Genomic DNA, 24,655 nt, shown 5'->3' with positions numbered 1-24,655 from the left:
TGATTATCGTGAATGTAGGCATCATGTAGGTAAGTGCTTCTAGCGGTTGATTGGAGGGCAGGGCGAAGACTCCCGCGGAAAGCGAAGCCTTGCACGGAAATCAACAGCGATGGAAAAAGCAGTCCAGATTATTTATCCGAGTTGTTCATCGTTAGATTGGATTTATTTCGTGATGTCTCAATCTCTTTTAGCGGTTTTTAAGTAAAATAGAAGGTTACTAAAAAGTTACCTTAGAACTTTGAAGTGCCTAACTTACTTTAAAGTGGGTTCTATCTTTTTCTTTTTTTCTGTTTCATAATAACAAATGTAAAGAAATTAGCAGGGGGTTTTTTATAATGAGTAATCATTTGCAAGATACAGTAACACTTCACAATGGAGTCAAAATGCCTTGGCTTGGACTAGGTGTATTTAAAGTAGAAGAAGGGCCTGAATTAGTGAACGCAGTGAAAACAGCTATCGTCAAAGGCTATCGCAGCATTGATACGGCAGCTATTTATGGAAATGAAGAAGGTGTAGGAGAAGGAATTCGCCAAGGTCTGAAAGAAGCAGGTCTTTCACGCGAAGATATTTTTGTTACATCAAAAGTTTGGAACGCAGATTTAGGCTATGAAGAGACGCTGGCTGCTTACGAAACAAGCTTACAAAAGCTTGGCTTAGAATATTTAGATCTATACTTAATTCACTGGCCGGTAGAAGGTAAGTATAAAGCAGCGTGGAAAGCATTAGAAACGCTTTATAAAGAAGAAAAAGTAAGAGCTGTGGGCGTAAGTAATTTTCAAATTCATCATTTAGAAGACTTAATGAAAGATACAGACGTTAAGCCTGTTATTAACCAAGTGGAGTATCATCCTCGTTTGACGCAAAAAGAGCTGCATGCTTTTTGTCAAAAGCATGATATTCAGCTAGAAGCATGGTCTCCGCTTATGCAAGGAGAATTGCTAGATAACGATGTGTTAAAAGGAATTGCTGAAAAACACGGTAAATCAGTTGCTCAAATTATTCTGCGATGGGATCTGCAAAACGGAGTTGTAACGATTCCAAAATCGACAAAAGAACATCGTATTGTTGAAAATTCATCGTTATTTGATTTTGAATTGGATGCTGAAGACGTAAGTGAAATTAATGAATTAAACCAAAATCACCGAGTAGGTCCAGATCCGGACAACTTTGATTTTTAATAGAAGAACTAACAGGCTGGGAGAAAAGTATTTTAGCCCAAGTGAAAAACGAACCATTGATCAACTAGTTTGATGAGTGGTTCGTTTTTTTTGTTATGGTGACTACAGCTTCATCTGTTTCGTCCCTTCTAGCAGTTGATTGAAGGGCAAGGAGAAGACTCTTGCGGGAAAAGTGGTTCAGCTCATGTATCTCATTTGTTCGTCTTTAGGCTGGATTCATTTAGTTATGTCCCGGCCTCTTTTATGCATTATTACATAAATTTAACATTTTCTTCACAGTAAGCTAAAGGACGGGCCGTATGATAAAGAAAGGTCGTGAAAGCTAGAGAAATCATTTCATTTTTAAGTGTAAAATAGGCGGTGTAACGATGACAAAACAAGCTTACTCTCACATACAATGTAAAAAAACATCAATGATTGATTTATTGCTGGATGCAGGGGTTTATAAAAAAGGAAACAAGCAGCTATATGAGCTTACGCTTCAAGAGCTAGAAACAGAATACGAAGCTATTTCACAACAGCGCATATCCCCATGAAATTTTGATACATTGCTAGAATTTGTTATAATAGAGGAAAGGATAGGAGTTGATTTATATCGAAAAGCACCCGACAGACTCGCAGCCCATCCGTATGGATATCCTCGATTCTATATTTGCTAAAATGGTATTAAATAAGGCTATCCGAGATTTTAGAAGAGATCAAATTTTACGTGAAGTCGATCAAACATTAGAAGAAAGAAACAAAGAAAAATTTTTTCAATTAATTGAAGAATTAAAATCAATTTCGTAAAGGGCATTCGCGCGATAGAATTTGATTTTATCATTTTAGCATATAAAAACAGGTAAGAAGCGGCATGCTTAGTTACCTGTTTTTTTGTTGTCTTATTGCAAACGAAGGCCTTACATAAGAAATGAACCTTATCACTGAACAGACAAAAAGAGCAAGTCTAATGTACTCACTCTTTTCAGAAAGGTATGGGTGTTACTGAGAAAATGAATGTCACTCTCTAAATGTTGCGTGTGGGGTTTAGAAAGTTCTATGCAACTGCATATTTTCTAATTCATTCGCTCTATGTATTGTTAAAGTAACAATATAACCATATCTTATCACATGAACGAAATTCGATTCAATATATTTATTGATTTTCTTTTTAAATTGTTCTAAATAATTAGTGAATGTAAAAAAATGTTTTTATTGGGTGAATGTGTATCTATAAAAAAACAATAAAAAAACGTAGTGAGTTTTTATGAGAGACATTTGTTTATTTCTGACGGACTGCAAGCTTCAAAAGAGTACAATCCGTCCTGTAAATCAGTATTAAGAAAAAATGAGCTGAACCCAGTAGAATAGGAGGAAAAGCGTAACGATGGTGGTAAGCGGGATAACGATAAGTGATACTTTTAAATAATCTTTCCATTTTACCTTGATATGATTTTCTTTTAAAATATGCATCCAAATAAGAGAAGCCAGTGTTCCAATCGGCAATAAAAGCGAGCCCATATCACTTCCAATAATATTAGCAAGGTAAATAGTTTTAAGAGTAATAGGATCGAGCCCCATTTCAGTCAAGGTAATGGTTCCGACCATTAAAGCAGGGTGATTGTTAAACAAGTTAGAGAGAATAGAAACAAGTCCTCCCATGATAAAGCTTGCTTCAAAAAGCCCTCGATTCACAATTGGTTCGCAAATTTTTACAAGTAGATCTGTCAATCCTACGTTATGCAATCCGTAAATAATAACGTACATTGAAAATGCAAAAACGAAAATGTGCCACGGCGTTTTCTTTAAAATATCAATCGGGTTTGTACGTAAGTGATACCATCTCCAAATAAGTAAGATCAGTGAGCCCAGTACAGCAACCAATTCGATTGGTATGCCGAAATAAGAGGCGACAAATAGGAGACAGCGCATAACAAACACAAATAATAAAACTTTCAGCATAAATTGTGTGCGTTTACGTTTTGTTTCAACAGAAATGCTTCCTTTTAAGGGGTGAAACTGTTTCGTAAAGAAACTCTCTTCTATATCTTTTGAAGCATGCGGCAGTTTTTTTGGCAAATGGCGTTTTACGACCGTATACATGAGCCAAGACATAAATAATAAACCAAGTGTCGCCGGTACAAACATCATCGCCGTGTGCATATAAAGCGACATATGAACAATTTTTAAGGCAATCAAATTGACAATATTACTTACACCTATAGGCGCGCTGGAAGCGGTAGCAATAAGCGCTCCACTTAAAAGGTAGGGGATCTGCTGGTGGGGTTTTAGCTGAAGGTTTTTCAAAAGTAGAATTAAAATTGGAGTGGTAATTAAAATACTGCCGTCATTATTAAATAGTAAAGTCATTAAAAAGCAAAGCAGTTGAATGTACCAATATAATCGGTACCCTGAGCCTTTGGATAAACTCACTAGCCGTGCAGCTGCCCAGTGGAAGAATCCGAAACTTTCTAATATGACGGCCATGACAATGGTGGCAATAATGGTGATAGAAGCGCCGCTTATCTTTCCGAAAATATCAACAATGTCTGATTTGGATACAATCCCTGTAAGCAGGATAATGGCTGCTCCTATGGATGCCGGCCATGCTTCGTTGATGCCGTTTGGCCTCCAAAAAATGACGAGCATTGTCATTGTAAACACGAAAATGGCAATTCCAATTTCAATATTCATCAGTATGCTCCTTTCTTCTAAAATTTGTAATGAATATACCCTTGCATGTCCCTTACACTCTATTTATATTCATTTATTACTAGAAGGATTGTGCATAAGACCATTTTTGCTAATATGTTTCTTTATCTTGCCAAGGCACGTATCATATCGGGAGAGACGCCTATGAAAAAGAGGCTGGGACATAACTAAATCTATCCAATCTAAAGAAAAATCAATTGGATAAAGGAGCTGGTAGGCATTGCTTTTTAAAGTGCTGTTGATTTCCATGCCAGCCTTTGCTTTCTGCTTGTCCCGCAGGAGTCTTCGTCTTGCACAGATAGAAGCCGCTATATATATGAAACCTACGCTCACCATATCAATAAAAAAATCCGAACCATTCATCGTTCGGATTTTCCTTCAAATAACATACTTTTGTTCCAGCCTGTTTAAGATTAGCAAGTATAGACTTTTTCGTGTAAAGTTAGCGCTTTTATCTGATCGTGATCAGGTTCGTAGCCGATGCCTGGTGTATCAGGCACGGAAATAATACCGTTGTCGACCGTGATTTCCGGATGAACGATATCACGCGGCCAGTATTTAGAGGATGCGGCCGTATCTCCGGGAAGCGTAAAATTGGCAAGTGTGGTAATGGCAATATTATGTGCTCGTCCGATACCTGATTCCAGCATGCCGCCGCACCATACGGGCACACCGTAAGTTTGACAAAGGTCATGAATTTTTTTTGCTTCTGTCAGTCCGCCTACTCTTCCAATTTTAATGTTAATAATTTGTGTGCTTCCAAGTTTAATAGCTTTTCGAACGTCTTCAGCTGAATGAATGCTTTCATCTAAGCAAATGGGCGTGCGCATGCGGATCTGCAGTTCAGCGTGATCAATTAAATCATCATGAGCCAACGGCTGTTCAATCATCATTAAATCAAACTCATCAAGCTGAGCAAGGTGGTCAGCATCTGCAAGCGTATAAGCAGAGTTCGCATCAACCATCAGCGGAATAGAAGGGAACTCGTTTCGAACCGCGCGCGTCAAGTTAAGATCCCAGCTTGGCTTAATTTTAATTTTGATCCGCTTATATCCTTCATTCAAGCCGGCGTCAATTTTGCGAAGCGTTTCGTCAATCGTAGGCTGAATGCCAACGCTAAGACCAACTTCAATTTGACTTTTACTGCCTCCTAACGCTTTAGATAGAGAGAGGTTTTGCCTGCGCGCATACAAATCCCAAACTGCGCCTTCTAACGCCGCTTTTGCCATATAATTGCCTCGGATATGAGCAAAGCGTTCAGATATTTCGTCAGGATGCTTAATTTCTTTCTGTTGAAGCAAGGGAATTAAAAAATCCTCCATAATGTGCCAGTTTGTTTTGAGCGTTTCTTCTTTATAAAAAGGATCGGCGCACGCTACGGATTCAGCCCAGCCGGATCGTCCGTCTTCGTCTTGAATTTCTACTAAAATAAAGTCTCGATCCACTTCTTTTCCAAGACTTGTGGTAAACGGATGAAGTAAATCCATTTTTAAATGCCGTAAAATGACGTGTTTTATCTTCATTTTTGTACCTCTTTTTTCGTTAAAATATAAAAATGAACGGGTGCGCTGCTTTCTGGATACTTCATGAAGTCTTTTACTTGGAATCCTTTTGCAAAACACGTTTGAAATACGCGTCTTGTACGCATACGCCAGTCTAATGCCAGAGAAGGAGAGACTTCTTTCATTTGCTGAAACGCAGATGGAATAGCTACAGACACGATGTCATGATTCAACCATCTTTCATCAATATCTGTAACAGAAGGAAACCCTTGATCCGTTAACGTCCATTGAATGAGCGATGCGTCCATTATTTGATCTGGCGTATAAAGAGGCTGAGCTCGTTTTGTATCTTCTGCGGATGCCCATTCTACAACGAATCGATCAGAAGGCAAGTCAGCATTTAACGGATCGTTCATGTCTCCGTAGCAGTTTTCAATATAGGTAGAACAAACGGCTCCAAGCTTTCCAATATTTAAATACCCGTTGGCGCTTTCTAGAGGATCATACGTCCAGCTGATATATGAATAACCCTTTTTTTTACTTTCTTGTTTCTGCGCATGCTTAAGCTTGGCACCGATACCCATGCTGCGATAGGCAGGGTCAACTGCTAATATATGAGAACATAAATAGACACACGTTCCGTCAAACCCGGGAAAACTATATTGAAAGCCAATCAGCTTTTCATTTAAAAACGCACCGAGAACAAGACCTCCGTTTTTAACAGCGGTTAAGGTTTGATGAACGGGCGTTGCTTCTTCTTCTCCCCAGACGCGGCTTTCTAATGCACGTACGTCTTCTAGTTCAGTGGTTGTTGTAAGTGAACGAATCGTTAAGGCTTCAGTCATTTGTTTACTTCCTTTCTATTATCTATTCTAAAAAGATGCCTTGCTCGGCATAGAGTTTTTCCAAATGTTCTTGTCGTTTTCCAGCCGTTTTTTCATCTCTTTTTTGCATGCTGCTAATGACAATTTGAGATAGGGCAAGAAGCGATAAAATATGTTCGGTTATTCCAGCTAAAAGCGTGATATCAGCGATTTGACCTACCGGAGACAGACGGCGGTCTGTAATGGCAATTACTTTCGCTCCTTGTTTTTTAGCCTGCTGGGCTACTTCAAGCGCTTCTTTTGTATACCGCGGCAGTGAAAATACAACAACAGCAGATTCACTAGTAAGATTGCATAGCGTTTCAAGCAAAAATCCTGTTGGAAAAGATAAAAGAACATGATTGCGAAGCTGATTCATTTTATAATACAGCCAGTAGGCTGCCGTATGAGATTCGCGGAAACCTGCAATATACACTTGATCACTTTTGATAAGCGCATCTACAGCTTGAGATAATTCTTTTTCGTCAATAGGGGAAAGCCATTCACTAAAAGGTTTCTTTTCTTCCGCTGCTGGCTTGCTAGCTGCTTCTTTTGATTCGGCAGAAGAAAGCCATTCTTTTCGCATTAGCTCCTGCAAATCAGAAAAACCATTTAACCCAAGTGCGTAAGCTAGACGAATAACGGTTGTTTCACTGACACCTGCTTCTTTACCAATTTGCCCGGCCGTGTACAGCGAGCCTTTTTCCGTAAAATTAAGGAGAAACTCCGCCACTTTTTTTTGACCGCGGGAAAGGTCAGGGAATTTATGTTTAATTAATTCTTGAAATGATGGATTCATATAGCCTCCTATGAAAGAAGTTATAACTTCATAAAAATATATTAATGCATTTTTAACTTCATTTCAATTGCTGTTTCGAAATAAAAAGAAGTCCTCGTGATATAATAAATTGATTATTCGAAAATAAATGCCGTTATTCAAAAACGAATTGTATTTTATTCAAAAATGAATAGAAAGCAGGGAGCATACATGAATTCAGAGTGGAATGAAAATCAGTGGATCCTTCATTCATTAAAAGATGATTTGCTTGTGACCGATGAAAAAGGCATCATTGTCCGAATACATGAAGGAACGGGAAACATTTACGATGTAAAAGCTGAAAAACTGCTGGGAAAGTCTGTTTATGAACTTGAAAAACAAGGGCTGTTTACGCCAATCGTCACGCCAATTGTGCTTGAAACAAAGAAGAAAATTACGCTTGTACAAACAACTAAACAAGGCAAGCAGGTGCTCGTTACGGGCATTCCTGTCAAAGATGAAAAAGGAGAGATTAAAAGAATCGTCAGCTATTCTCATGATGTGACGGAGCTTATGGAAATGAAAACATATCTTGATGCGATGGAAGGCGAAATGCAGCGCGTAAAGAGCGAGCTTATGCTGCTGCGGAACCAAAATCTATCAACAGAAGGAATTGTATGCAACAGCGAAAAGATGCAGCACGTTCTTCGTACGGCTGTTCACGTTTCGAATGTAGACGTAAATATTTTACTTTTAGGGCAGTCAGGAGTAGGAAAAACGCACTTAGCCAAGCTGATACATAACAAAAGTACAAGAAGCAAAGGGCCGTTTATTGAAGTGAACTGCGGAGCGATTCCAGATCATTTATTTGAAGCTGAACTGTTTGGCTACGAAGCGGGTGCTTTTACCGGTGCATCTAAAAATGGAAAGGTGGGACTGGTCGAATTAGCAGATGGAGGTACGCTTTTTCTAGATGAAGTGGGAGAACTGTCACCGGCGCATCAAGTTAAAATTTTAAAGCTCATTCAAGAAAAACAGTTTTATTCCGTTGGAGGAAGAAAGCCTAAAACCGTGGATTTTCGCTTAATTGCAGCGACGAACAAAGATTTAGAAAAAGCCGTTGCTGAAAAAGAGTTTCGAGAAGATTTATACTTTCGTTTAAGCGTCGTACCGATTACCATTCCATCTTTGAACGAGCGCCCTGAAGATATTTTTCCGCTGCTCACACATTTTGCCGAGCAGTTTGAAAAGAAATACAACCGAAAAAGAACGTTTGATAATGCGGTTATTCACGCACTGCTTGCACATGAGTGGAAAGGAAACGTACGAGAGTTAATCAATGTGATTGAACACGCTGTGGTTGTGTCTTCGCAAACGCTGATTACAATGGAGCATTTGCCGCATTCTCTGCACAGAAAGAAACGGATTCAGCACGTTGAAGAACATGGAGAAATAAAGCTTAATGATGCGTTAAACGAGCTGGAAAAAGAGATATTAGTAAAAGCAAAAAAACAGTATAAAACGACAACAGAAATAGGGGAAGCACTTGGAATCAGTCAGCCTTCAGTTGTTAGAAAATTAAAAAAACATTCCGTTTTTTAACGTCTTTGGCACGCTCTTTGCATGTAAAACAAGTACAAACACATTACTTGATAGATTGCGAGGAGGAAGTCATATGACGCAGGCATCACTTACACAGTTAATGAACAGTCTACCGGATTTACTAGCACCAAGCATGGCCAAAGATCACCCTAATTTACCGGTGGTAAAAGCAGAGGGCTGCTACTACTATGGAGCTGACGGAAAAACGTATTTAGATTTTACATCAGGTATTGCAACAGCGAATACAGGTCATCGTCACCCTAAAGTTGTACAAGCGATTAAAGAAAGCGTTGACCATCTTATGCACGGCCCGTCAGGTGTGATTATGTATGAATCTATTTTACAGCTTGCCGAAGAATTAAAAACAGTATTGCCAAGAGGATTGGACTGCTTTTTCTTTGCTAACAGCGGAACTGAAGCAATTGAAGGAGCATTAAAACTGGCAAAGTACGTTACGCAAAGACCTTATACGGTTTCGTTTATGGGCTGTTTTCACGGCCGTTCTCTCGGAGCGCTTAGTGTGACAACATCAAAAAGCAAATACCGGAAATTTCTTCAGCCATCGGGCTTAACGTATCAAGTGCCTTATGCAGATGTGACTCAGTGTCCGAAAGGAGAAGATCCGGAAATCTACTGCGTGGAAAAGCTGGAAAGAGATTTTGACACTTTGTTTAAGCATCAAGTCACGCCGGAAGAAGTAGCGTGCATGATTGTAGAGCCGGTTCTTGGAGAAGGCGGCTACGTGATCCCTCCGAAAGCGTGGCTGCAAAAAATAAGAGAAGTGTGTGACAGACACGGCATTCTGCTTATTTTTGACGAAGTGCAAACCGGCTTTGGACGGACCGGCGAGTGGTTTGCAGCCCAAACGTTTGACGTGACGCCTGACATTATGGCAATCGCAAAAGGCATAGCATCAGGACTTCCTTTAAGTGCGACCGTAGCTTCCAAACAGCTAATGGAAAAGTGGCCGATTGGTACACACGGAACAACTTTTGGAGGCAATCCTATTGCTTGTTCAGCAGCACTTGCGACGCTGGACGTATTAAAAGAAGAAAAGCTGATTGAAAACTCAAAAGCAATGGGGAAATATGCAGCGGATCAACTTCAGCATTTAAAAGCGAAGCATGAAGTTATCGGAAGTATTCGTTCAGTAGGACTAATGATTGGAATTGAAATTATTAATCCAAAAACAAAGCAAGGTGACGGAAATCTTCTTCTTGAGATTCTAGACAAATGTTTGGAAAAAGGGGTGCTGTTTTACCTTTGCGGAAATAGCGGAGAAGTGATTCGAATGATTCCTCCTTTAACGATTACAAAAGAAGAAATTGATGCCGGGCTTCGGGTATTAGACGAAGCATTGACAGAAATCACAAGTCTTCACGTGATCTAAAGCTTTAGGAAGCTCTTTGTTTCAATGAAAAATAGATTGACCCATAATAAGGAGGAATCTGTTATGAACGGACTGGATATGACGGTTATGTTTGTCTATTTTGGCGTATTGGTTGTAGCTGGTATTATTGGCTCGTTAAAAGCAAAGTCATCAGAAGATTTTATTTTAGCCGGACGAAACTTAGGGATGTTCATGTATTTAGGGTGTTTGTCAGCCGTTATTTTAGGTGGGGCGTCGACGATTGGAACGGCTCAGCTTGGCTATGAGCACGGGCTGTCTGGCATTTGGTTTGTGACGATGATTGGACTTGGAATCATTACGCTTGGCACGATTTTCATTAAGCGGATTTCGTCGTTGAAAGTGACAACTATCAGTGAACTGCTAGGAAAAAGATATAACGCTCAAGCGCAAATTATCAGCGCCGTTGTTGCCGCTATTTATACACTCATGGTATCAGTCACTCAAGTGATTGGAATGGGAACGATCATTCATGCGCTGCTTGGATGGAACATGACGGCCTCGATGTTAATTGGCGGTTCGATTGTTCTGTTCTATACGATTTTAGGCGGAATGTGGAGCGTAACGGTCACTGATATTATTCAATTTGTTGTGATGACGGTGGCGATTTTTGGATTTATGCTTCCAATGAGTGTATCAGAAGCAGGAGGTTTCAAAGCCCTTGCCGGAGATTTACCATCATCTTATTTTGATTTTTCATCCATTGGATACGGTCAAATCTTTCAGTATTTCCTCTTGTATACGCTTGGTATGGCAGTATCTCAAGATATTTGGCAGCGGGTATTTACGGCGCGAACAGAAAAAATCGCCCGAAACGGCTCCATTTTTGCAGGTGTGTACAGCATTGCCTACGCGATTGCGGGAAGCGTAATTGGAATGTGTGCGTATTTGCTGCTGCCAAACGCAGAAAGCAGTCAAAGCATATTTGCGACGCTTGCAGTTCAAATCCTGCCTCAAGGGTTATTAGGTCTCGTACTAGCGGGCGTTTGTTCGGCGCTGATGTCAACTGCTTCAGGAACGCTGCTTGCGTCTTCTACGCTGATTAGTAATGATATTATTAAAAAAGTGTGGCTTAAAAATATTTCAGAGAAAAATTATTTAATTTTAACACGTGTAAATACGCTTATTGTTGGCGTGCTTGCTATTATTTTTGCTCTTTGGATTCAAGACGTGCTTGTGGCTTTAGACGTTGCGTATGCCATTTTATCAGGAGCGATTTTTGTTCCGTTTGTTGTGTCCCTATTCTGGAAAGACATTCATCCAAAAGCAGGAGTTTCGGCGATTGTTGTCAGTACGCTAGTAGTACTGGGAGGTCTATTGATTGAAGGACTTTCTTCTACCACGCCAATCCTATACGGAATTTCAAGCAGCATTATTATAATGGCTGGATTTGCGGTTATGGCTCGAAACAAAGAACTGTCTGACCAAGAGCCGGTAAGCGAAGATGTAAAATAAGAAAAGAAAGGCTTCTCCTTTACGGTGAGAAGCTTTTTATATTCCTGCTTATTATTTTAGCCAGTAATCGTACATACTAATGGATATTCCCAAAGAAAAGAGTGTTACAAATGGAACGAACACTGCTAAAAGGGCTAACTGTGTTGTGTGCAGTTCTTTTTCCTTTTGTTGTAAAAAAACCGAAATTTAAAGAAATGCTGATTGTCTTTTTTGCAAAAGGGATTTTGGCCACGCTTATTGATGCTTATGCTGTAAACACGAATCGAATCAAATATCCTGTTCGGCCGTATCCTCGCATTTTTTCAACTAATATTTTATATGATCTGCTGTTTTTTCCTTTGCTAAGTATGGTTTGGGTTAGACAATCTTATGAAGACAAGCTTCCTGCAATCTTACTAAAAAGCTTGATGTGGAGCGTTCCGATGAGTATCAGCCAGTGGTATTTAGAGAGAAATAGCAATCTGTTTAAATGGAAAAAGTGGACCATCTTTCATACATTTGCAAGTGTTAGTTTTACATTGCTGACAATCAGGGGGTTAGCTGGCCTTGTCAAAAAAGCAGATAAAAAGCTATAGTTCAGCTTTTTATCTGCTTTTTTATGCACAAATCTAGACAACATCTATCAAGCAGGAGTAAACTAAATGCTCAGATTATACAGATAAGGAGATTGTTACATGAAAAGCAGAACGTCTGTAATGGTTAGTATTGTGCTGGCAATGCTAGTGGCTTCGCTTGATTCAACGATTATGAATACGACGATGCCCGTTATTGCAAAAGAGCTTGGAAGATTTGATTTGTACGCGTGGTCGTTTGCTTCGTACATGATTGCAAGTACGATTTTATCTCCAGTAGCGGGAAGATTATCGGATTTATTTGGCCGCAAAAAAGTATTTGGGTTTGGAATTATTGCTTTTTTAATTGGTTCGATGCTTTGCGGCGTGGCGAATACGATGATTCAGCTTGTTCTTTTCCGTGCGGTTCAAGGAATAGGAGCCGGATTTATGGTGGCGTTTCCCGCTATTATTGCCGGAGACTTATTTCCCGTCGAGAAACGAGGGAAAATTCAGGCGCTGTTTACAACGATGTGGGGATTATCAGCTGTATTAGCTCCGCTTTTAGGCGCTTTTTTTGTGGATTATTTAACGTGGAGATGGATTTTCTTTATTAATTTACCCGTATGTATTGTTTCATTTCTGACGTTAATGCCATATCAAGAAAGCTATAAGCCGAAAAGAGCAAAAGTCGATTACATCGGTGCCATATTGTTTGGAGCGGGCGTTACGTCACTGCTGCTTGTGACGGTAGTGGAACAGAACCCAGTTGTGTATACAGTCGCGGGACTTATTTTATTAGTGATTTTTTATCTCCATGAACGAAAACACGCTTCACCAATTGTACCCCTGTCTATGTTCCAAAACAAAACGCTGTCATGGATTAATATCAATGCATTTATTGGAACGGTGGCTTTATTCGGTACGTCAAGCTACATTCCATTATTTTTACAGCGAGTAGCGCATCTGTCGCTGTTTATGAGCGGAGTTGCGCTGTTAGGAACGGCGGTCGGGTGGATGTCTGTATCTGTGCCAGCAGGTAAATGGATTTTAAAACACGGTTACAGAAAGCTGTTGTTAATCGGGAATGTGCTGCTGGTTGGTTCGGGAACACTGCTGCTTATGCTAAATGAAAGTCACGGTTTCTTTTATGTGTTTTGCGTCATGATTGTCCAAGGACTATCGTTTGGACTGCTTTCTACGGTTGGCGTCATTGGTGTACAGCAATTAGTAGGAGGACATGAAAGAGGTATTTCAACATCATTTTTTATGTTTTGCAGAAACATGGGAACAGCCATCGGCGTTACGATTATGGGTGCGTTGCTCACTTCAGGCGGAAGCTTCATGGCAGGCATTCATCACTTGTTTTTATTTGGCTTTGCAGGAAGTATCGTGGCTTTATTGACTTCCTTAAAAATTCAAAACGATACGGAATCAAAGCACAGCCGAGCTGCTAGTTGAGGGAATTTATGCTAAATATGTTTATTTCATAAAAAAACGGGAAGAAACCAAATAAGGTCATAGAATTGCCTGAGAAATCGTAGGCATATTCTTCTTCTTCTTTCACTTACTACATGTGGGACGCCGGGTATCGGCGTCTTTTTTTTGTGCTGTAAAGAAGCTGCTTATATTATCCATAAGTAATCTCGTTCACATAATGGGACTTTTTACAAAAATAAGTCTTTAAATGGTAAGGAATATTAGGTATAATTTAGTGGTTATTTAGCATATTTTAGAAATGTTTGGCTAAGTTTGTACGAAAAAGTGAAAGGGGAAATTTCATGTCTTGGCTCACCAAATGGTCGTTCAAAAATAAAGCGGCTATCACCATTATGTCTATTTTAATTTTAGCTTTAGGAGTCATTAGTTATTTTACACTTCCGATGGAATTCCTGCCGACCGCTGATCAGCCTCAAGTGTCAGTAGTGGTTATGGGGCAAGGAACGGATGCGGATTCTATGGAAAAACAAGTTACGTCACCAATTGAAGAAGCGGTAGCCGGTGTTAAAGGAAAAAGCAACGTGTATTCGACGACGGGAGACGGCTATTCTAAAATTGATCTTTCATTTGAATCCAAAACGGATATGAAAGAAGCAAAAACAAACGTCCAAGAAGCGCTGTCTTCGGTGCAGCTTCCAGCCAGCGTATCAAAGCCTAATATTATTCAATTAAATACCTCTATGATTCCCATCGCAGATATTTCACTCACATTTAAAGAAGGATTAACAAGAGACAATCTGGATCTTGCGGAGAAAAAACTGATCCCTAAATATAAAGACATTAAAGGCATTGCGAGTGTTCAAACGTATGGAACAGCGGATTCCTACGTGTCTATTAAAGTTGATAATAAAAAATTGTCACAAAAGAACGTGACCATTGATAAAGTCATCAGCGTGTTAGAAGGAAAAAACACGTCGCTTGCAGTTGGCGAAAAAGTCATTAATAACAAGTCGAGCAACATCAACGTAACTGGTAAAGTTGACAGCTTGGATAAAGTGAAAAAGCTGCCGGTTGCACCGAATGTAACGCTAGGCGACCTTGCAAAAGTAGAAGTGAAAAAGCCTGAAGGCGTCGTGACGCATATTAACGGAAAAGATGCACTTTTACTTATTGTGACAAAAGACAGTCACTCAAACGCCGTTAGCATTACAAAAGAAGTAAAAAAACTGTCTCAGCAAATTAACAAAGACTATAACAATGTGGACGCTTCTGTATTTTTTGCAACAGGGGACAGCGTGCAAAACTCTGTTCATTCAATGATGAAAGAAGTGTTGCTGGGCGCACTTTTTGCGACCATTGTCATCATGCTGTTTTTACGCAGCGTTCGCTCTACGTTTATCACGATTGTATCCATTCCTTTATCGCTTTGCTTTACGCTGTTCTTACTGTCTAAATCAGGCGTCACGCTTAATATTTTAACGCTTGGAGGAGTAGCTGTAGCGATTGGGAGATTAGTAGATGATAGCATCGTTGTCATTGAAAACATCTTCCGGAAAATGCAAAAAGAAAAGTTTTCGCTTGGTTTAATTATTGATGCCACAAAAGAAGTAGGCTCTGCTATTACCGCTTCTACGTTAACAACAGTAGCTGTCTTTTTACCAATCGGCCTTGTAAACGGAGGGCTTCAGGACTTTATGCTTCCGTTTGCTCTAACGCTGACGTATTCACTGCTATCTTCATTAATTGTGGCACTTACGGTTGTACCGTTAATGAGTGCGGGATTATTAAAAAATGAAAAAATTCGCAAGCACAAGCAGCCGGTTCGTTTTACAAAGGTCATTACGTGGTCGCTTAATCATAAATGGGTTGTACTGCTGCTTTCGCTGCTTTTATTTGTGGGATCTATTGGCGCGTACACGATGATGCCTAAAGGAGCGGTTGATAACTCTTCATCTGACTTTGTAGGCACAACGTTAAGCTATCCAAATAACACGCCAATTAAAACCGTAGAAGAAAAATCACTGCAGCTTGAACGCTATATTTTAGCTCAAAAAGAAGTAAAAGAAGTATACATGCAGCTTGGTAATACGGACGAAGGAGCCAAGTGGGGAGACGTTGGTTCACCTACTGAAGCTACGTATACGATTACTGTAAAAGACAGTGGAAACACGGATTCCCTAATGAAACGAATTCAAAATCAAAAGAAGCTCTATGACGGAGGGGATCTTAGCGTAAGTGCTGCTTCACTAATGGGAGCGTCTACTACTTCGATTACCGTTGATGTAATTGGAAATGACATGAACAAGTTAGAAAAGACGGCAAGCAGCATTAAGAAAGAAATCAGCGATATAAAAGGAGTAGACAAAGTTTCTACGAATCAAGACGAAAAGAAAACGATTTACTCTTTAGACGTAGATCCAACAAAAGCGAATACGCAGCAAGTAGCACAGCAGCTTGGTGTTATGCTGAATAAAACGCCGATTGGAGCGATAGATTTAGAAGGCAAGCAAGCAAACGTACTTCTTGAATCTGTCCTAAATCCCACATCACCAAAAGAGTTAAAAGATATTTCTATTATGACAGAGACAGGACCGTCACCTGTTTCAAAAGTGGCTTCACTAACACAGGCTGAAAAGCCGACCAATCAGTTTCATAAAAATGGAGACCCGTATATTCAAGTAACAGCGGATGTCAATCCAGAAAAGCTTTCAGAGATTAATAAAGACATTCAAACAACAATTTTTGGAGACGGTAAGAATAAAGGACTGTCGATTTCAAAAGATGTTGACGTTGTAATCGGAGGAGCAAGCACTCAGCAAGGAGAAGATTTCTCTGACTTGTTCATTACAATGCTTGTGTCGATTGGTATTGTGTTCTTAATTATGGTAATCACGTTTAAAACAATCCGCACCCCGTTTGCGATTTTATTTTCGCTTCCGCTTGCTGCGATTGGTGCTGTTTTAGGATTATTAATCAGCCGCATCCCAGTAGACGTAACGGCTTTACTTGGAGCACTGATGCTGATTGGTATTGTTGTAACCAACGCCATTGTACTATTAGACCGCGTGAAGCAAAATGAAAAGAAAATGATTATGCGCGATGCCATTGTCGAAGCAGCCGCTACGCGTATGCGTCCAATTGTCATGACGTCTGCTGCTACGATTTGTGCGATGCTGCCGCTATTATTTAAACAAAGCGAAAGCGGAAGCCTTGTTTCTCAAAGTCTTGCAGTCGTTGTAATCGGAGGATTAGCTGTTGCGACTCTTCTTACGCTTGTAGTCATTCCGGTTGTATATGAACTGCTTCATTTCAGAAAATCGAAAAAGCAAAGAATACAGCAAGAACAGCAGGAAGACGTAACTCCGCTATAATGTTTAAAAGGGGCTAGGACATAAGTATATTAGTTGAAGGAAGATCCGAACGATGAATCGTTCGGATTTTTTCATTGATGATAGGGTGAACGTAGGTTTCATGTCTCTAGTTGCTTCTAGCTAGAATTGATTTGGTTACATTCCAGCTTCTTTTTTATGAAACCTTTTGGCTAGGAAAACGTATAGTTATACAAAGAGATGGAGGGATAGTATGTTTGGAATAAAAGAGCAGTGTTCCGTTTGTCAAAAAGAAATTCAGCCGAATGAAGAAGTATGGATGCGGATGAAGTATCCAAGTAAAAGAGGCATGACCGAAATTAAAGCTTTTCTACATCATGAAGCGCAGTTTGTATGCATGGACTGCTTTGAAAAAACAAAAAAATGAGTCAAAAGCGTTTCCTTTTCAAAATATTGACATATTATATTTTATAGTTTAATATTTAGTTAATTATCTAAATACTTAAATATGATGGAGATGAACTTCAATTGAATGAAACGTTTAAAGCTTTAGCCGATCCCACTCGCAGAAAGATTTTAGAGCTGCTGAAAGAGCGGGATTTAACCGCAGGAGAAATTTCCGAGTATTTTAATATGACCAAACCAAGCATCTCAAATCATTTGAAAATCTTGAAGCAAGCGGACCTCGTTCAAGATGAAAAAAGAGGGCAGTTTGTGATTTATTCGTTAAATACAACCGTTTTTCAAGATTTAATCGGCTGGTTTTTCAGCTTTCAGAAAGGAGAGAGTTAAATGAAAAAGCACGTATTTCCTTTAAGCATTACCGTTTTAACACTAGTTGCATGGCTGATTGCACTGCCGCATCTTCCAGCTGCGATGCCCATTCACTGGGGGGCAAATGGAGAAGCAGACGGATTTGCAACGAAGATAAATGCAATGATCTTAACAGTAGGAATCATGATACTTATTTATTTTATCATTGCATTTGTTCCGCGAATTGACCCGCGTAAAGAAAACTATAAGTACTTTTCAAAAACGTATAACATCGTGTTAAACGCCGTACTGCTATTATTCTTTTTTGTAAATATGAGCACTATTTTACAGGGGCTTGGCTATAACGTGCCGATGTCGTACATTGCTCCAATTATGGCTGGACTCGTTTTTATTATTATCGGAAACTACTTGCAGCGCGTGCGCTCGAACTATTTTATGGGGATTCGTACACCGTGGACATTGAGCAATGAAACCGTATGGAAAAAGACGCATCGTTTATCTGGAAAGATCTTTTTTATCGGCGGACTGCTAATTCTTATTAGCGCTTTTTTACCTGATGGATACAAGTCAGTTATCATGTGGGGGAGTATCGTTCTGTGCGTGGCGATTCCTTATCTGTATTCGTACCTGGCGTATAAAAAAGAAATGAATATGTAAGCATACCAAAAAATCCGGTGAATACACCGGATTTTTTTATGGATAACATATCAGCCGTAACGCCACCGTTCGTGTCACGCCAGCTGATGGGAATAAACAAAGCATAAAGTATGAAACGCGTTTCAGGTCAAGACTTACGATGAAAAACTTACACTTCTTTGCGGTCGCTTGCTTCAGGCGGCTTTTCAATCCACCCGTTTTTAATCATCACTTCGCTGCAGCGCCCGGCTACTTTTAAGTCTCGTAAAATACACGCTTCACAGTGCCCGACAATATCAAGCCTCATGCTGGTGGTCATCGCAGTTGCATAGTATGTAATGGCTACCTTGAACATTGCTCCTGCGTGAAACGTCATCAGCTTTTCTGAAAAAGGCGCGTGCGTAGATGTTGTGATTTCATTATCCAAAAGCGGAGGAGTATGAAGGTTTTCTTCGTGCATGATGGAAGAATAAAGTTCAATATGCTTGTGGGCTACATCAAGCCCCGTCTCCATGACTTTCCGCACGTCTTTTCGTTTACTTACTTGTTTAAACGCAATTAAAAGAGCTTTGGTTGCCATGCTTTTACGTAAATTAAAATAAATATTTCCGGCTTCATTTGCGTTTAAAAGACGCTGCTTTCCGACAAAATCAAGAGCGTAAGACAAATCTGTGATCGACTCTTGTTTTTTCGGATTTAAAAAATAAGGAGCCGGCACATAAAGGTTTTTTGCTAAAAGCAAATCGAGCGACCGATTGTAGATTTCCATCGCATCTAAATTACATTGATGATAATAATCTCGAATATCTCGGCGAACTGACACGCTAAATGAAATGCCGTACCCTGACAAGCCGTGAATCGTCATGTCGTGAAGATACTTCAGCCAAAAAGAGTCTGTAAAAATCGGAGGTGCGTGCAAGTCCACATCTTCATCTGTAAATCCTTTCGGCAGCGGAAAATGTTCAGCATGAAAAATGGCAGTAAGCAGCTCAATATGCTTTTTTGATAACTCTAGCGAAAAGGCAAACAGCGACCGAATCTCGGCATCCGTTACCGTTGCAAGGACGTGTTTCGCTACACAGATCGCCAGCGTATCCTGGTGATACTGCGTGCATAGACTCGTTATTTCAGTTGAAGTCAAACGCTTGCCTTCTGCGTTCAATTGGCTTTCCTCCTATCTATAAAAATGGTACGTATCTATGAAAAAACAGATAAGTATAGTGTGGACAAGGGTGTGTTAAATTATTCCATAACCAAATCGGAATCAAAATAGAAAAAAGATCTGCCCGGTAAAGAGCAGATCTTTATATATTGGTTTATTTTTTATTCATTGCTTTTTCAATTTTAGGATAGGTAATGCCGTATTTTTTAGAGACGGTAACTAAACCGATAATTTCTGCTTCAGTAGGTGGTYCCACTTGCGGCAGAGGAGCATTTTCGGGAACGGAAGTACCGAGTTCTTTAACGAATGAATCAAAGCCAGCAGGAGAAGCAGTAAGGATAAATTCTGTTTCTTCTGGTCCGGTCACAAAGCGGTGCTGAATACCTCTAGGAGCAAAAACATAATCGCCCGCTTTTGCTTCAATTATTTCTTCTCCTATGTAAAAAATCATTGAGCCGCGCTTTACGTAAAACGTTTCGTCTTCATGTTCGTGAAGGTGAAGCGGGGGACCTTGGTTTGCTGGTTTCACTACGTGCGCCACGGCGTAAGCTCCATTTGTATCTTCACCTGCTACAAGAAGCGTTACTTTTTCATCAAGAAAATGAAATGTATTTTGATCGTGTGGCATACGGTGAAAAGCGTTTGTTAGCTGATTATGAGTTGCTGTCATCCTTTTATCTCCTTTAAAAACATATTTTGAGATTATTGTATACTAATATGGACGTTTTGTGTGCAAAATAATAGTTAAAAAGAATTATTTTTTTACATTTATTATCTTTTTATAGTTCTATTGTTATTGTTTGTGGATTTTCAATAGAATTCCCTCTATCTATTTTCCAAAACTACCCAATATGCTAACATAAAGATAGAATTCCAAAATGGAGAAATGATGTATCAGATGTAAAAGGAGAGTTTTGATGAAGTTGTTTAAAGATGCCTCTAAGCAGGAGCATCAAAATTGGAATAAAGCTGTGTCGGTAGGTTTTTATATACTTTTATTCCTGCTGTTTGTGAATACAGTGATGTATGCCTATAATGGTGCTGAGTTAGTATCGTCACTCTCGATGTTTTGGACAGGGATTATTGTGACGTTTGGCTATCAGTTTATTTTAAATCGAAAAAGTGAGAAGAAATGAAAAAACAGCCTTGGCATCGTTCAGAAAAATTTCTGATGCTTCTGTGTTTTTTTGCGCCACCCATTGGCTATGTGGCGGTGATTGTGAATAGGAAAAAGCTAAGCCGAGAACAGTGGCTGAGTAACTTAACAGTAGCGACTATTATCATGTCCATATGGCTGCTGAAGTTTTTACCCCATCAGTGGGGAACGATTATTTTACTAACGGGAGCCGGAATCTATTGGTATCATCGAATGTTAAAGAAGTTTAAGAAGTAGCAGCAAGGATAAAGAAAGTTAAATTTTACGCATTGATATTTTGAAAAAAGAAGTTAAAATATTATAGTAATACAAATTTGTTCTACCCATGTAAATAAAAGTATTTATTTGCTGTGTTTTATAATTTAGTTAAGAATAGAGCCAACCAAAACGGTTGGTTTTTTGTATGAGTTCATTCTTTTTTTGTGGAAATTGAAGAATAGTATCCGATGTAAAGCTAGAGCATATAGGCAGGTTTTAAAACTTTCGGATCAGTTCTTTAAACAGGAGGCCATCACTAGTGTCGATAAAGAAAAAGTTGTCCGTATTCTTTACTTTGCTGGTATTGTGTATTCTACTAGCGAATAACACCTTGCACTACATTCGATCAAAAAATAGATTAACAGAGTTTAATCAAAGGGAAATCACGCTGGTCACAGAAGAAATTGCGTACGAAGTCGAAAATTCTAAAAATAGTGCTTCCTATATGGAAGATCGGATGGCACAGGAATTACGAACGGCTTCGATTGCGATTCAACAGTCTTTGCCCGCTGATTACCATGACGTCAGCAATGACGAGTTAAAACAGTTGGCTAAAAAACTGATGGTATCTCATATTACATTATTAGCACCCGTAGAAGGTGATATTATAGGCGTAAAATCTTCTGATCCTAAGGAAATCAATATGTCTACAAAAGAGTGGGGCTATTGGTATACATCTTTTCAGCAGCTTCTTTCTCAGCAGCCGGTCACGACAACAAAAGGATTAACTTTACCTCACTTTTGGAGCGGTCCGATTGAAGTAGCTTCTAGCAACCCTAATCACATTGATAAATGGGGCTATTATTACGACGGGTCTACTAATTATATTATTGATCCTTATTTCCGGGATCAGCACGTCCTGGATTTTGAAAAAAAGTTCGGCCCTACGAACGTGATGAACCGTTTTACGGAAAATCTTGAAGGCGTTCTTGAACTAACGGCTTTTAACCCGAAAAATTTCGGGAAAAGAAATCAAAACGTATATTTAAACGGCAATAAATATATTAGAATAAAAGATCAGCCGATTTGGTACGGTACCTACTCGTATCGAAATACCGAACGTGATAAAACGTCCATTCAAAAGGCCTTAAAAACGGGAAAATCACAAAGCTATACTGCTGAAATTAACCATAAAAAAGTATTAAAAACATTGGTACCGATTAAAGAAAAAAACTCTCCCGCTTACGTAATAGGGGTAGTGTATGACTACGGACTTATTGAAAAAGAGCTGCAGCAAGAATTAATCAAACATTTACTGCTGTCTCTTCCGTTTATCTTTATTGTCCTTATTATCAGCTTTGTCTTCTCCACATCCATTACGCGGCCAATTAAACATATTATGGAGCACGTAAATCAAATCGCCAAAGGTAATTTTGGCAAGGTGCTGAATGTAAGAAGAAAAGATGAGCTGGGAGGACTTGTAGCAAACATCAACCACCTTTCTCACTTTTTAAAAACATATGTAGACGATTTAAAGAAAAGTCAGGAAGAAAGTGAGTATCATGCGTACCACGACTTTTTGACAGGATTGCCAAACAGAAGATATTTTAAAGAAGAATTAAATAGGCGCTTAATTGAGTCGAAGGAAAAGTCCATTCGTCACGTAGCCGTGTTATTTATGGATATAGACCGGTTTAAAGATATTAATGATACGCTAGGGCATTCAAAAGGAGATCAGCTTATACAGCTGATAGCCAACCGTATTAAAGAGTGTCTGCCTCCTGCTAACAATTTTCTTACAAGGCAAGGAGGAGACGAGTTTGTTATTTTATTCAGCGATTTTACACCGGAAGAAGTTGAAGGTATTACCGAGAAAATCATGGCGTATGTTCAACAGCCCTGCTACATTGACAGTGATGAAGTTTTCGTCAGTATCAGCAGCGGATTAAGCTTTTATCCGGAGCACTCTACGAATTTGGACACGCTTATTACGTATGCAGATGTCGCCATGTATGCTTCAAAAAGACAAGGCGGCAGTAAAGTAAGTATTTATCATGATTCATTAAATCAAAAACAAGCTGAAAAAGTTCACATCGAAACGCGCTTGCGAAAAGCGATTCAAAAAGGTGACATTGATGTTTACTATCAGCCGAAAATAGAAGCAAAGCGCAATGTAATCACCGGCGTAGAAGCATTAGTTCGCTGGAATGACGCAGAGCTTGGATTTGTTTCTCCGGAAGCATTTATCCCTATAGCAGAAGAAGCTGGTTTGATTCAGTCTCTATGGGAAGTTGTTATGAAGAAAGCTTGTTCTCAAGTCAGTAAATGGAACAAGGACCGAAACGAAAAAATGACGCTAGCAGTTAACTTTTCTCCGCGGCAATTCCAGGATCCGATTGTGTTGGTTAAGGAAATACAGCAATTTCTTTCCCTCCATAGATTTGATCCTACATGGTTTGAAATGGAAATTACGGAAAGTACATTGCTGATGAACGCGGAAGAAACGATTAAAGCTTTACATCTGTTAAAGAAATATGGTATATCAATTTCTATCGATGATTTTGGAACCGGATATTCTTCGTTGAGTTATTTAAAAAAATTACCAATCGATTGTTTGAAAATCGACCGGTCTTTTATCCAGGATATTCAAGAAGATTACAGCAACAGTGAAATTGCGCAGGCGATTATCAGCTTATCTCAAAGCTTAAAGCTGCAGGTAATCGCAGAAGGTGTAGAAGAAGAATATCAAAAAGCGTTTTTAATGAAAAATGGCTGTGATCATATGCAGGGTTACTTGTTTAGCAAGCCTCTTGCTGCAAAAGATTTTGAAGCAGCATTTTTAAATAGCTGAAGCAAAACCATCATTTGAAAATAAACTTACTAAGAAAAGGGAAGAGGAAATAAAAAGATGGCACTTAGTACACAAAATTTAATTGCTCAAAAATTTTTAGAAACAGTAGGCACGAATTCAACTGAAATAGATAAAAAAATCGGTCAAGCTGACACATTTATGAATGCGGTGAAAGAACTGATTGATTTATGCGGAGACAATCCGGAAAGAGACGGTCTTGAAGAGACGCCGTACCGCGTGTTAAAGGCATTTTTAGAATACACGGAAGGCTACCGAGAAGATCCGAAAGCTCATTTGGAAAAAACATTTGATGTGAATCACAATGAATTGGTATTGATACGAGACATTGAGTTTCACTCAATGTGTGAACATCACTTTGCGCCGTTCTTTGGCGTTGCCCACGTTGGGTATATACCGGATAAAAAAATTACAGGTTTATCTAAAATCGCTCGTACGGTAGAAGGATATGCAAAGAGATTTCAAGTTCAAGAACGTCTAACAAATGAAATTGCAGATGCAATCGAAGAAGTGTTAGAGCCGAAAGGAGTTATGGTGATTATTGAAGCGAAGCATATGTGCATGTGCGGAAGAGGAATTAAAAAGTCTTCAGCTTCTACAGCCACTTCATCTGTTCGAGGAACATTTATGGAAAAACCAGAGGTTCGAGGAGAATTTTTATCTCTTTTACAGCGACAAATGTAAAGAAATAAAAAGCCATATAAGCTGAGAAGCAGAAGCGAGGTGAGCTGTATGCAACATGTTGACGTACTGATTATTGGCGGAGGACCCGCTGGTATCTCTGCTGCCTTGTGGTGTAAAAGGCTAGGCGTTGAGTGCTTGCTTCTTGAAGAACAGGCACAGTTAGGCGGACAGCTGTTTACTATTTATAATGAAATTATTGATTATCCCGGAATACAAGCGGAAAATGGAATCGAAATGCAGCGTAAAATGGTTCAGCATTTTATCGATATGGACTGCTTATATGAAGCCAATACAAAAGTAATTTCCATTGAGGAACGTTCTAAAACAGTAAAAGTAAAGCAGCAAGAAACAGAAAAGGAAATTGGCTATACGTATCTTATTTTAGCAACGGGTTCTAGTC

General features: G+C 39.3%; 25 protein-coding genes. 18 read left to right on the top strand and 7 right to left on the bottom strand.

The features are described from left to right. The first annotated feature begins 46 nt into the window (after positions 1 to 46). From AC1DRF_RS03410 to AC1DRF_RS03395, 4 genes are all read left to right on the top strand, one after another. A complete protein-coding gene (locus tag AC1DRF_RS03410; RefSeq protein WP_427075587.1) occupies positions 47 to 205 on the top strand; it encodes a hypothetical protein in 159 nt (52 codons plus the stop codon). A 130-nt stretch (positions 206 to 335) separates the two neighbouring features. Then, on the top strand, positions 336 to 1,178 hold the full coding sequence (locus tag AC1DRF_RS03405; RefSeq protein ID WP_162213728.1) for an aldo/keto reductase: 843 nt from the start codon (positions 336 to 338) through the stop codon (positions 1,176 to 1,178). Between the two features lie 368 nt (positions 1,179 to 1,546). Continuing rightward, positions 1,547 to 1,714 carry a Fur-regulated basic protein FbpA gene (locus AC1DRF_RS03400; protein ID WP_075421395.1) on the top strand — a complete coding sequence of 56 codons (168 nt, stop codon included), beginning with the start codon at positions 1,547 to 1,549 and terminating at the stop codon, positions 1,712 to 1,714. 49 nt (positions 1,715 to 1,763) lie between these two features. Further along, positions 1,764 to 1,967 (top strand): IDEAL domain-containing protein, encoded by a 204-nt coding sequence (locus AC1DRF_RS03395; protein ID WP_016766443.1) that lies wholly within the window; start codon positions 1,764 to 1,766, stop codon positions 1,965 to 1,967. A gap of 528 nt (positions 1,968 to 2,495) precedes the next feature. Here the strand turns inward: AC1DRF_RS03395 and AC1DRF_RS03390 are convergent. From AC1DRF_RS03390 to AC1DRF_RS03370, 5 genes are all read right to left on the bottom strand, one after another. Then, on the bottom strand, positions 2,496 to 3,851 hold the full coding sequence (locus AC1DRF_RS03390; protein ID WP_025749607.1) for an arsenic transporter: 1,356 nt from the start codon (positions 3,849 to 3,851) through the stop codon (positions 2,496 to 2,498). A gap of 69 nt (positions 3,852 to 3,920) precedes the next feature. Next, positions 3,921 to 4,232, bottom strand: coding sequence for a hypothetical protein (locus AC1DRF_RS03385; RefSeq protein ID WP_427075586.1), 312 nt, complete (start codon positions 4,230 to 4,232; stop codon positions 3,921 to 3,923). Positions 4,233 to 4,282: 50 nt separating this feature from the next. Further along, a complete protein-coding gene (gene menC / locus AC1DRF_RS03380; RefSeq protein ID WP_097824153.1) occupies positions 4,283 to 5,392 on the bottom strand; it encodes an o-succinylbenzoate synthase in 1,110 nt (369 codons plus the stop codon). After that, entirely contained in the window at positions 5,389 to 6,216 is an 828-nt protein-coding gene (locus AC1DRF_RS03375) for a GNAT family N-acetyltransferase (RefSeq protein ID WP_477740336.1), read from the bottom strand. Before AC1DRF_RS03375 ends, menC begins: the two co-directional genes overlap by 4 nt. Before the next feature lie 22 nt (positions 6,217 to 6,238). Beyond that, the gene (locus AC1DRF_RS03370) at positions 6,239 to 7,033 is read right to left on the bottom strand and encodes a MurR/RpiR family transcriptional regulator (protein ID WP_477740335.1); all 795 of its coding nucleotides are present in this window, start codon (positions 7,031 to 7,033) and stop codon (positions 6,239 to 6,241) included. A gap of 189 nt (positions 7,034 to 7,222) precedes the next feature. Between AC1DRF_RS03370 and AC1DRF_RS03365 the strand changes: the two genes are divergently transcribed. From AC1DRF_RS03365 to AC1DRF_RS03325, 9 genes are all read left to right on the top strand, one after another. Further along, positions 7,223 to 8,593: a sigma-54 interaction domain-containing protein gene (locus tag AC1DRF_RS03365; RefSeq protein ID WP_230183721.1), complete on the top strand. Its 1,371-nt coding sequence runs from the start codon at positions 7,223 to 7,225 to the stop codon at positions 8,591 to 8,593. Positions 8,594 to 8,666: 73 nt separating this feature from the next. Further along, complete coding sequence (locus tag AC1DRF_RS03360; RefSeq protein ID WP_209151091.1) at positions 8,667 to 9,983, top strand: aspartate aminotransferase family protein; 1,317 nt, start codon at positions 8,667 to 8,669, stop codon at positions 9,981 to 9,983. 63 nt (positions 9,984 to 10,046) lie between these two features. Further along, positions 10,047 to 11,456, top strand: a complete 1,410-nt coding sequence (locus tag AC1DRF_RS03355; RefSeq protein WP_026106757.1) for a sodium:solute symporter family protein — start codon at positions 10,047 to 10,049, stop codon at positions 11,454 to 11,456. Between the two features lie 110 nt (positions 11,457 to 11,566). Then, positions 11,567 to 12,031 carry a CBO0543 family protein gene (locus tag AC1DRF_RS03350; RefSeq protein WP_016766452.1) on the top strand — a complete coding sequence of 155 codons (465 nt, stop codon included), beginning with the start codon at positions 11,567 to 11,569 and terminating at the stop codon, positions 12,029 to 12,031. Positions 12,032 to 12,130: 99 nt separating this feature from the next. Further along, positions 12,131 to 13,468, top strand: coding sequence for an MFS transporter (locus tag AC1DRF_RS03345; protein ID WP_477740334.1), 1,338 nt, complete (start codon positions 12,131 to 12,133; stop codon positions 13,466 to 13,468). A 320-nt stretch (positions 13,469 to 13,788) separates the two neighbouring features. After that, positions 13,789 to 16,818, top strand: coding sequence for an efflux RND transporter permease subunit (locus tag AC1DRF_RS03340; protein ID WP_477740333.1), 3,030 nt, complete (start codon positions 13,789 to 13,791; stop codon positions 16,816 to 16,818). Positions 16,819 to 17,029: 211 nt separating this feature from the next. Continuing rightward, entirely contained in the window at positions 17,030 to 17,203 is a 174-nt protein-coding gene (locus AC1DRF_RS03335) for a Fe3+ hydroxamate ABC transporter substrate-binding protein (protein ID WP_477740332.1), read from the top strand. Between the two features lie 101 nt (positions 17,204 to 17,304). Continuing rightward, the gene (locus AC1DRF_RS03330) at positions 17,305 to 17,568 is read left to right on the top strand and encodes an autorepressor SdpR family transcription factor (protein WP_013082079.1); all 264 of its coding nucleotides are present in this window, start codon (positions 17,305 to 17,307) and stop codon (positions 17,566 to 17,568) included. Beyond that, positions 17,569 to 18,207, top strand: coding sequence for an SdpI family protein (locus AC1DRF_RS03325; protein ID WP_427075582.1), 639 nt, complete (start codon positions 17,569 to 17,571; stop codon positions 18,205 to 18,207). It begins immediately after the preceding gene. Between the two features lie 148 nt (positions 18,208 to 18,355). Here the strand turns inward: AC1DRF_RS03325 and AC1DRF_RS03320 are convergent, their stop codons facing one another. Beyond that, positions 18,356 to 19,348, bottom strand: coding sequence for a DUF3231 family protein (locus tag AC1DRF_RS03320; protein ID WP_427075581.1), 993 nt, complete (start codon positions 19,346 to 19,348; stop codon positions 18,356 to 18,358). 154 nt (positions 19,349 to 19,502) lie between these two features. After that, entirely contained in the window at positions 19,503 to 20,018 is a 516-nt protein-coding gene (locus AC1DRF_RS03315) for a cupin domain-containing protein (protein WP_477740331.1), read from the bottom strand. A gap of 247 nt (positions 20,019 to 20,265) precedes the next feature. Between AC1DRF_RS03315 and AC1DRF_RS03310 the strand changes: the two genes are divergently transcribed. The 5 genes from AC1DRF_RS03310 to AC1DRF_RS03290 all read left to right on the top strand — a co-directional run. Then, on the top strand, positions 20,266 to 20,484 hold the full coding sequence (locus tag AC1DRF_RS03310) for a hypothetical protein (RefSeq protein ID WP_477740330.1): 219 nt from the start codon (positions 20,266 to 20,268) through the stop codon (positions 20,482 to 20,484). Then, entirely contained in the window at positions 20,481 to 20,741 is a 261-nt protein-coding gene (locus AC1DRF_RS03305; RefSeq protein WP_165575479.1) for a hypothetical protein, read from the top strand. Before AC1DRF_RS03310 ends, AC1DRF_RS03305 begins: the two co-directional genes overlap by 4 nt. 280 nt (positions 20,742 to 21,021) lie before the next feature. Continuing rightward, positions 21,022 to 23,553, top strand: coding sequence for an EAL domain-containing protein (locus AC1DRF_RS03300; protein ID WP_477740329.1), 2,532 nt, complete (start codon positions 21,022 to 21,024; stop codon positions 23,551 to 23,553). 57 nt (positions 23,554 to 23,610) lie between these two features. Beyond that, positions 23,611 to 24,255, top strand: a complete 645-nt coding sequence (gene folE / locus AC1DRF_RS03295) for a GTP cyclohydrolase I FolE (protein ID WP_025749591.1) — start codon at positions 23,611 to 23,613, stop codon at positions 24,253 to 24,255. Positions 24,256 to 24,303: 48 nt separating this feature from the next. Beyond that, a partial coding sequence (locus AC1DRF_RS03290) for an FAD-dependent oxidoreductase (protein WP_477740328.1) occupies positions 24,304 to 24,655 on the top strand: 352 nt, incomplete at its 3' end.

The sequence above is a fragment of the Priestia sp. P5_B4 genome (genome assembly GCF_056400385.1).
The sequence above is the reverse complement of the archived record's forward strand: the minus strand, read 5'-3'. Positions and strand labels throughout refer to the sequence as shown.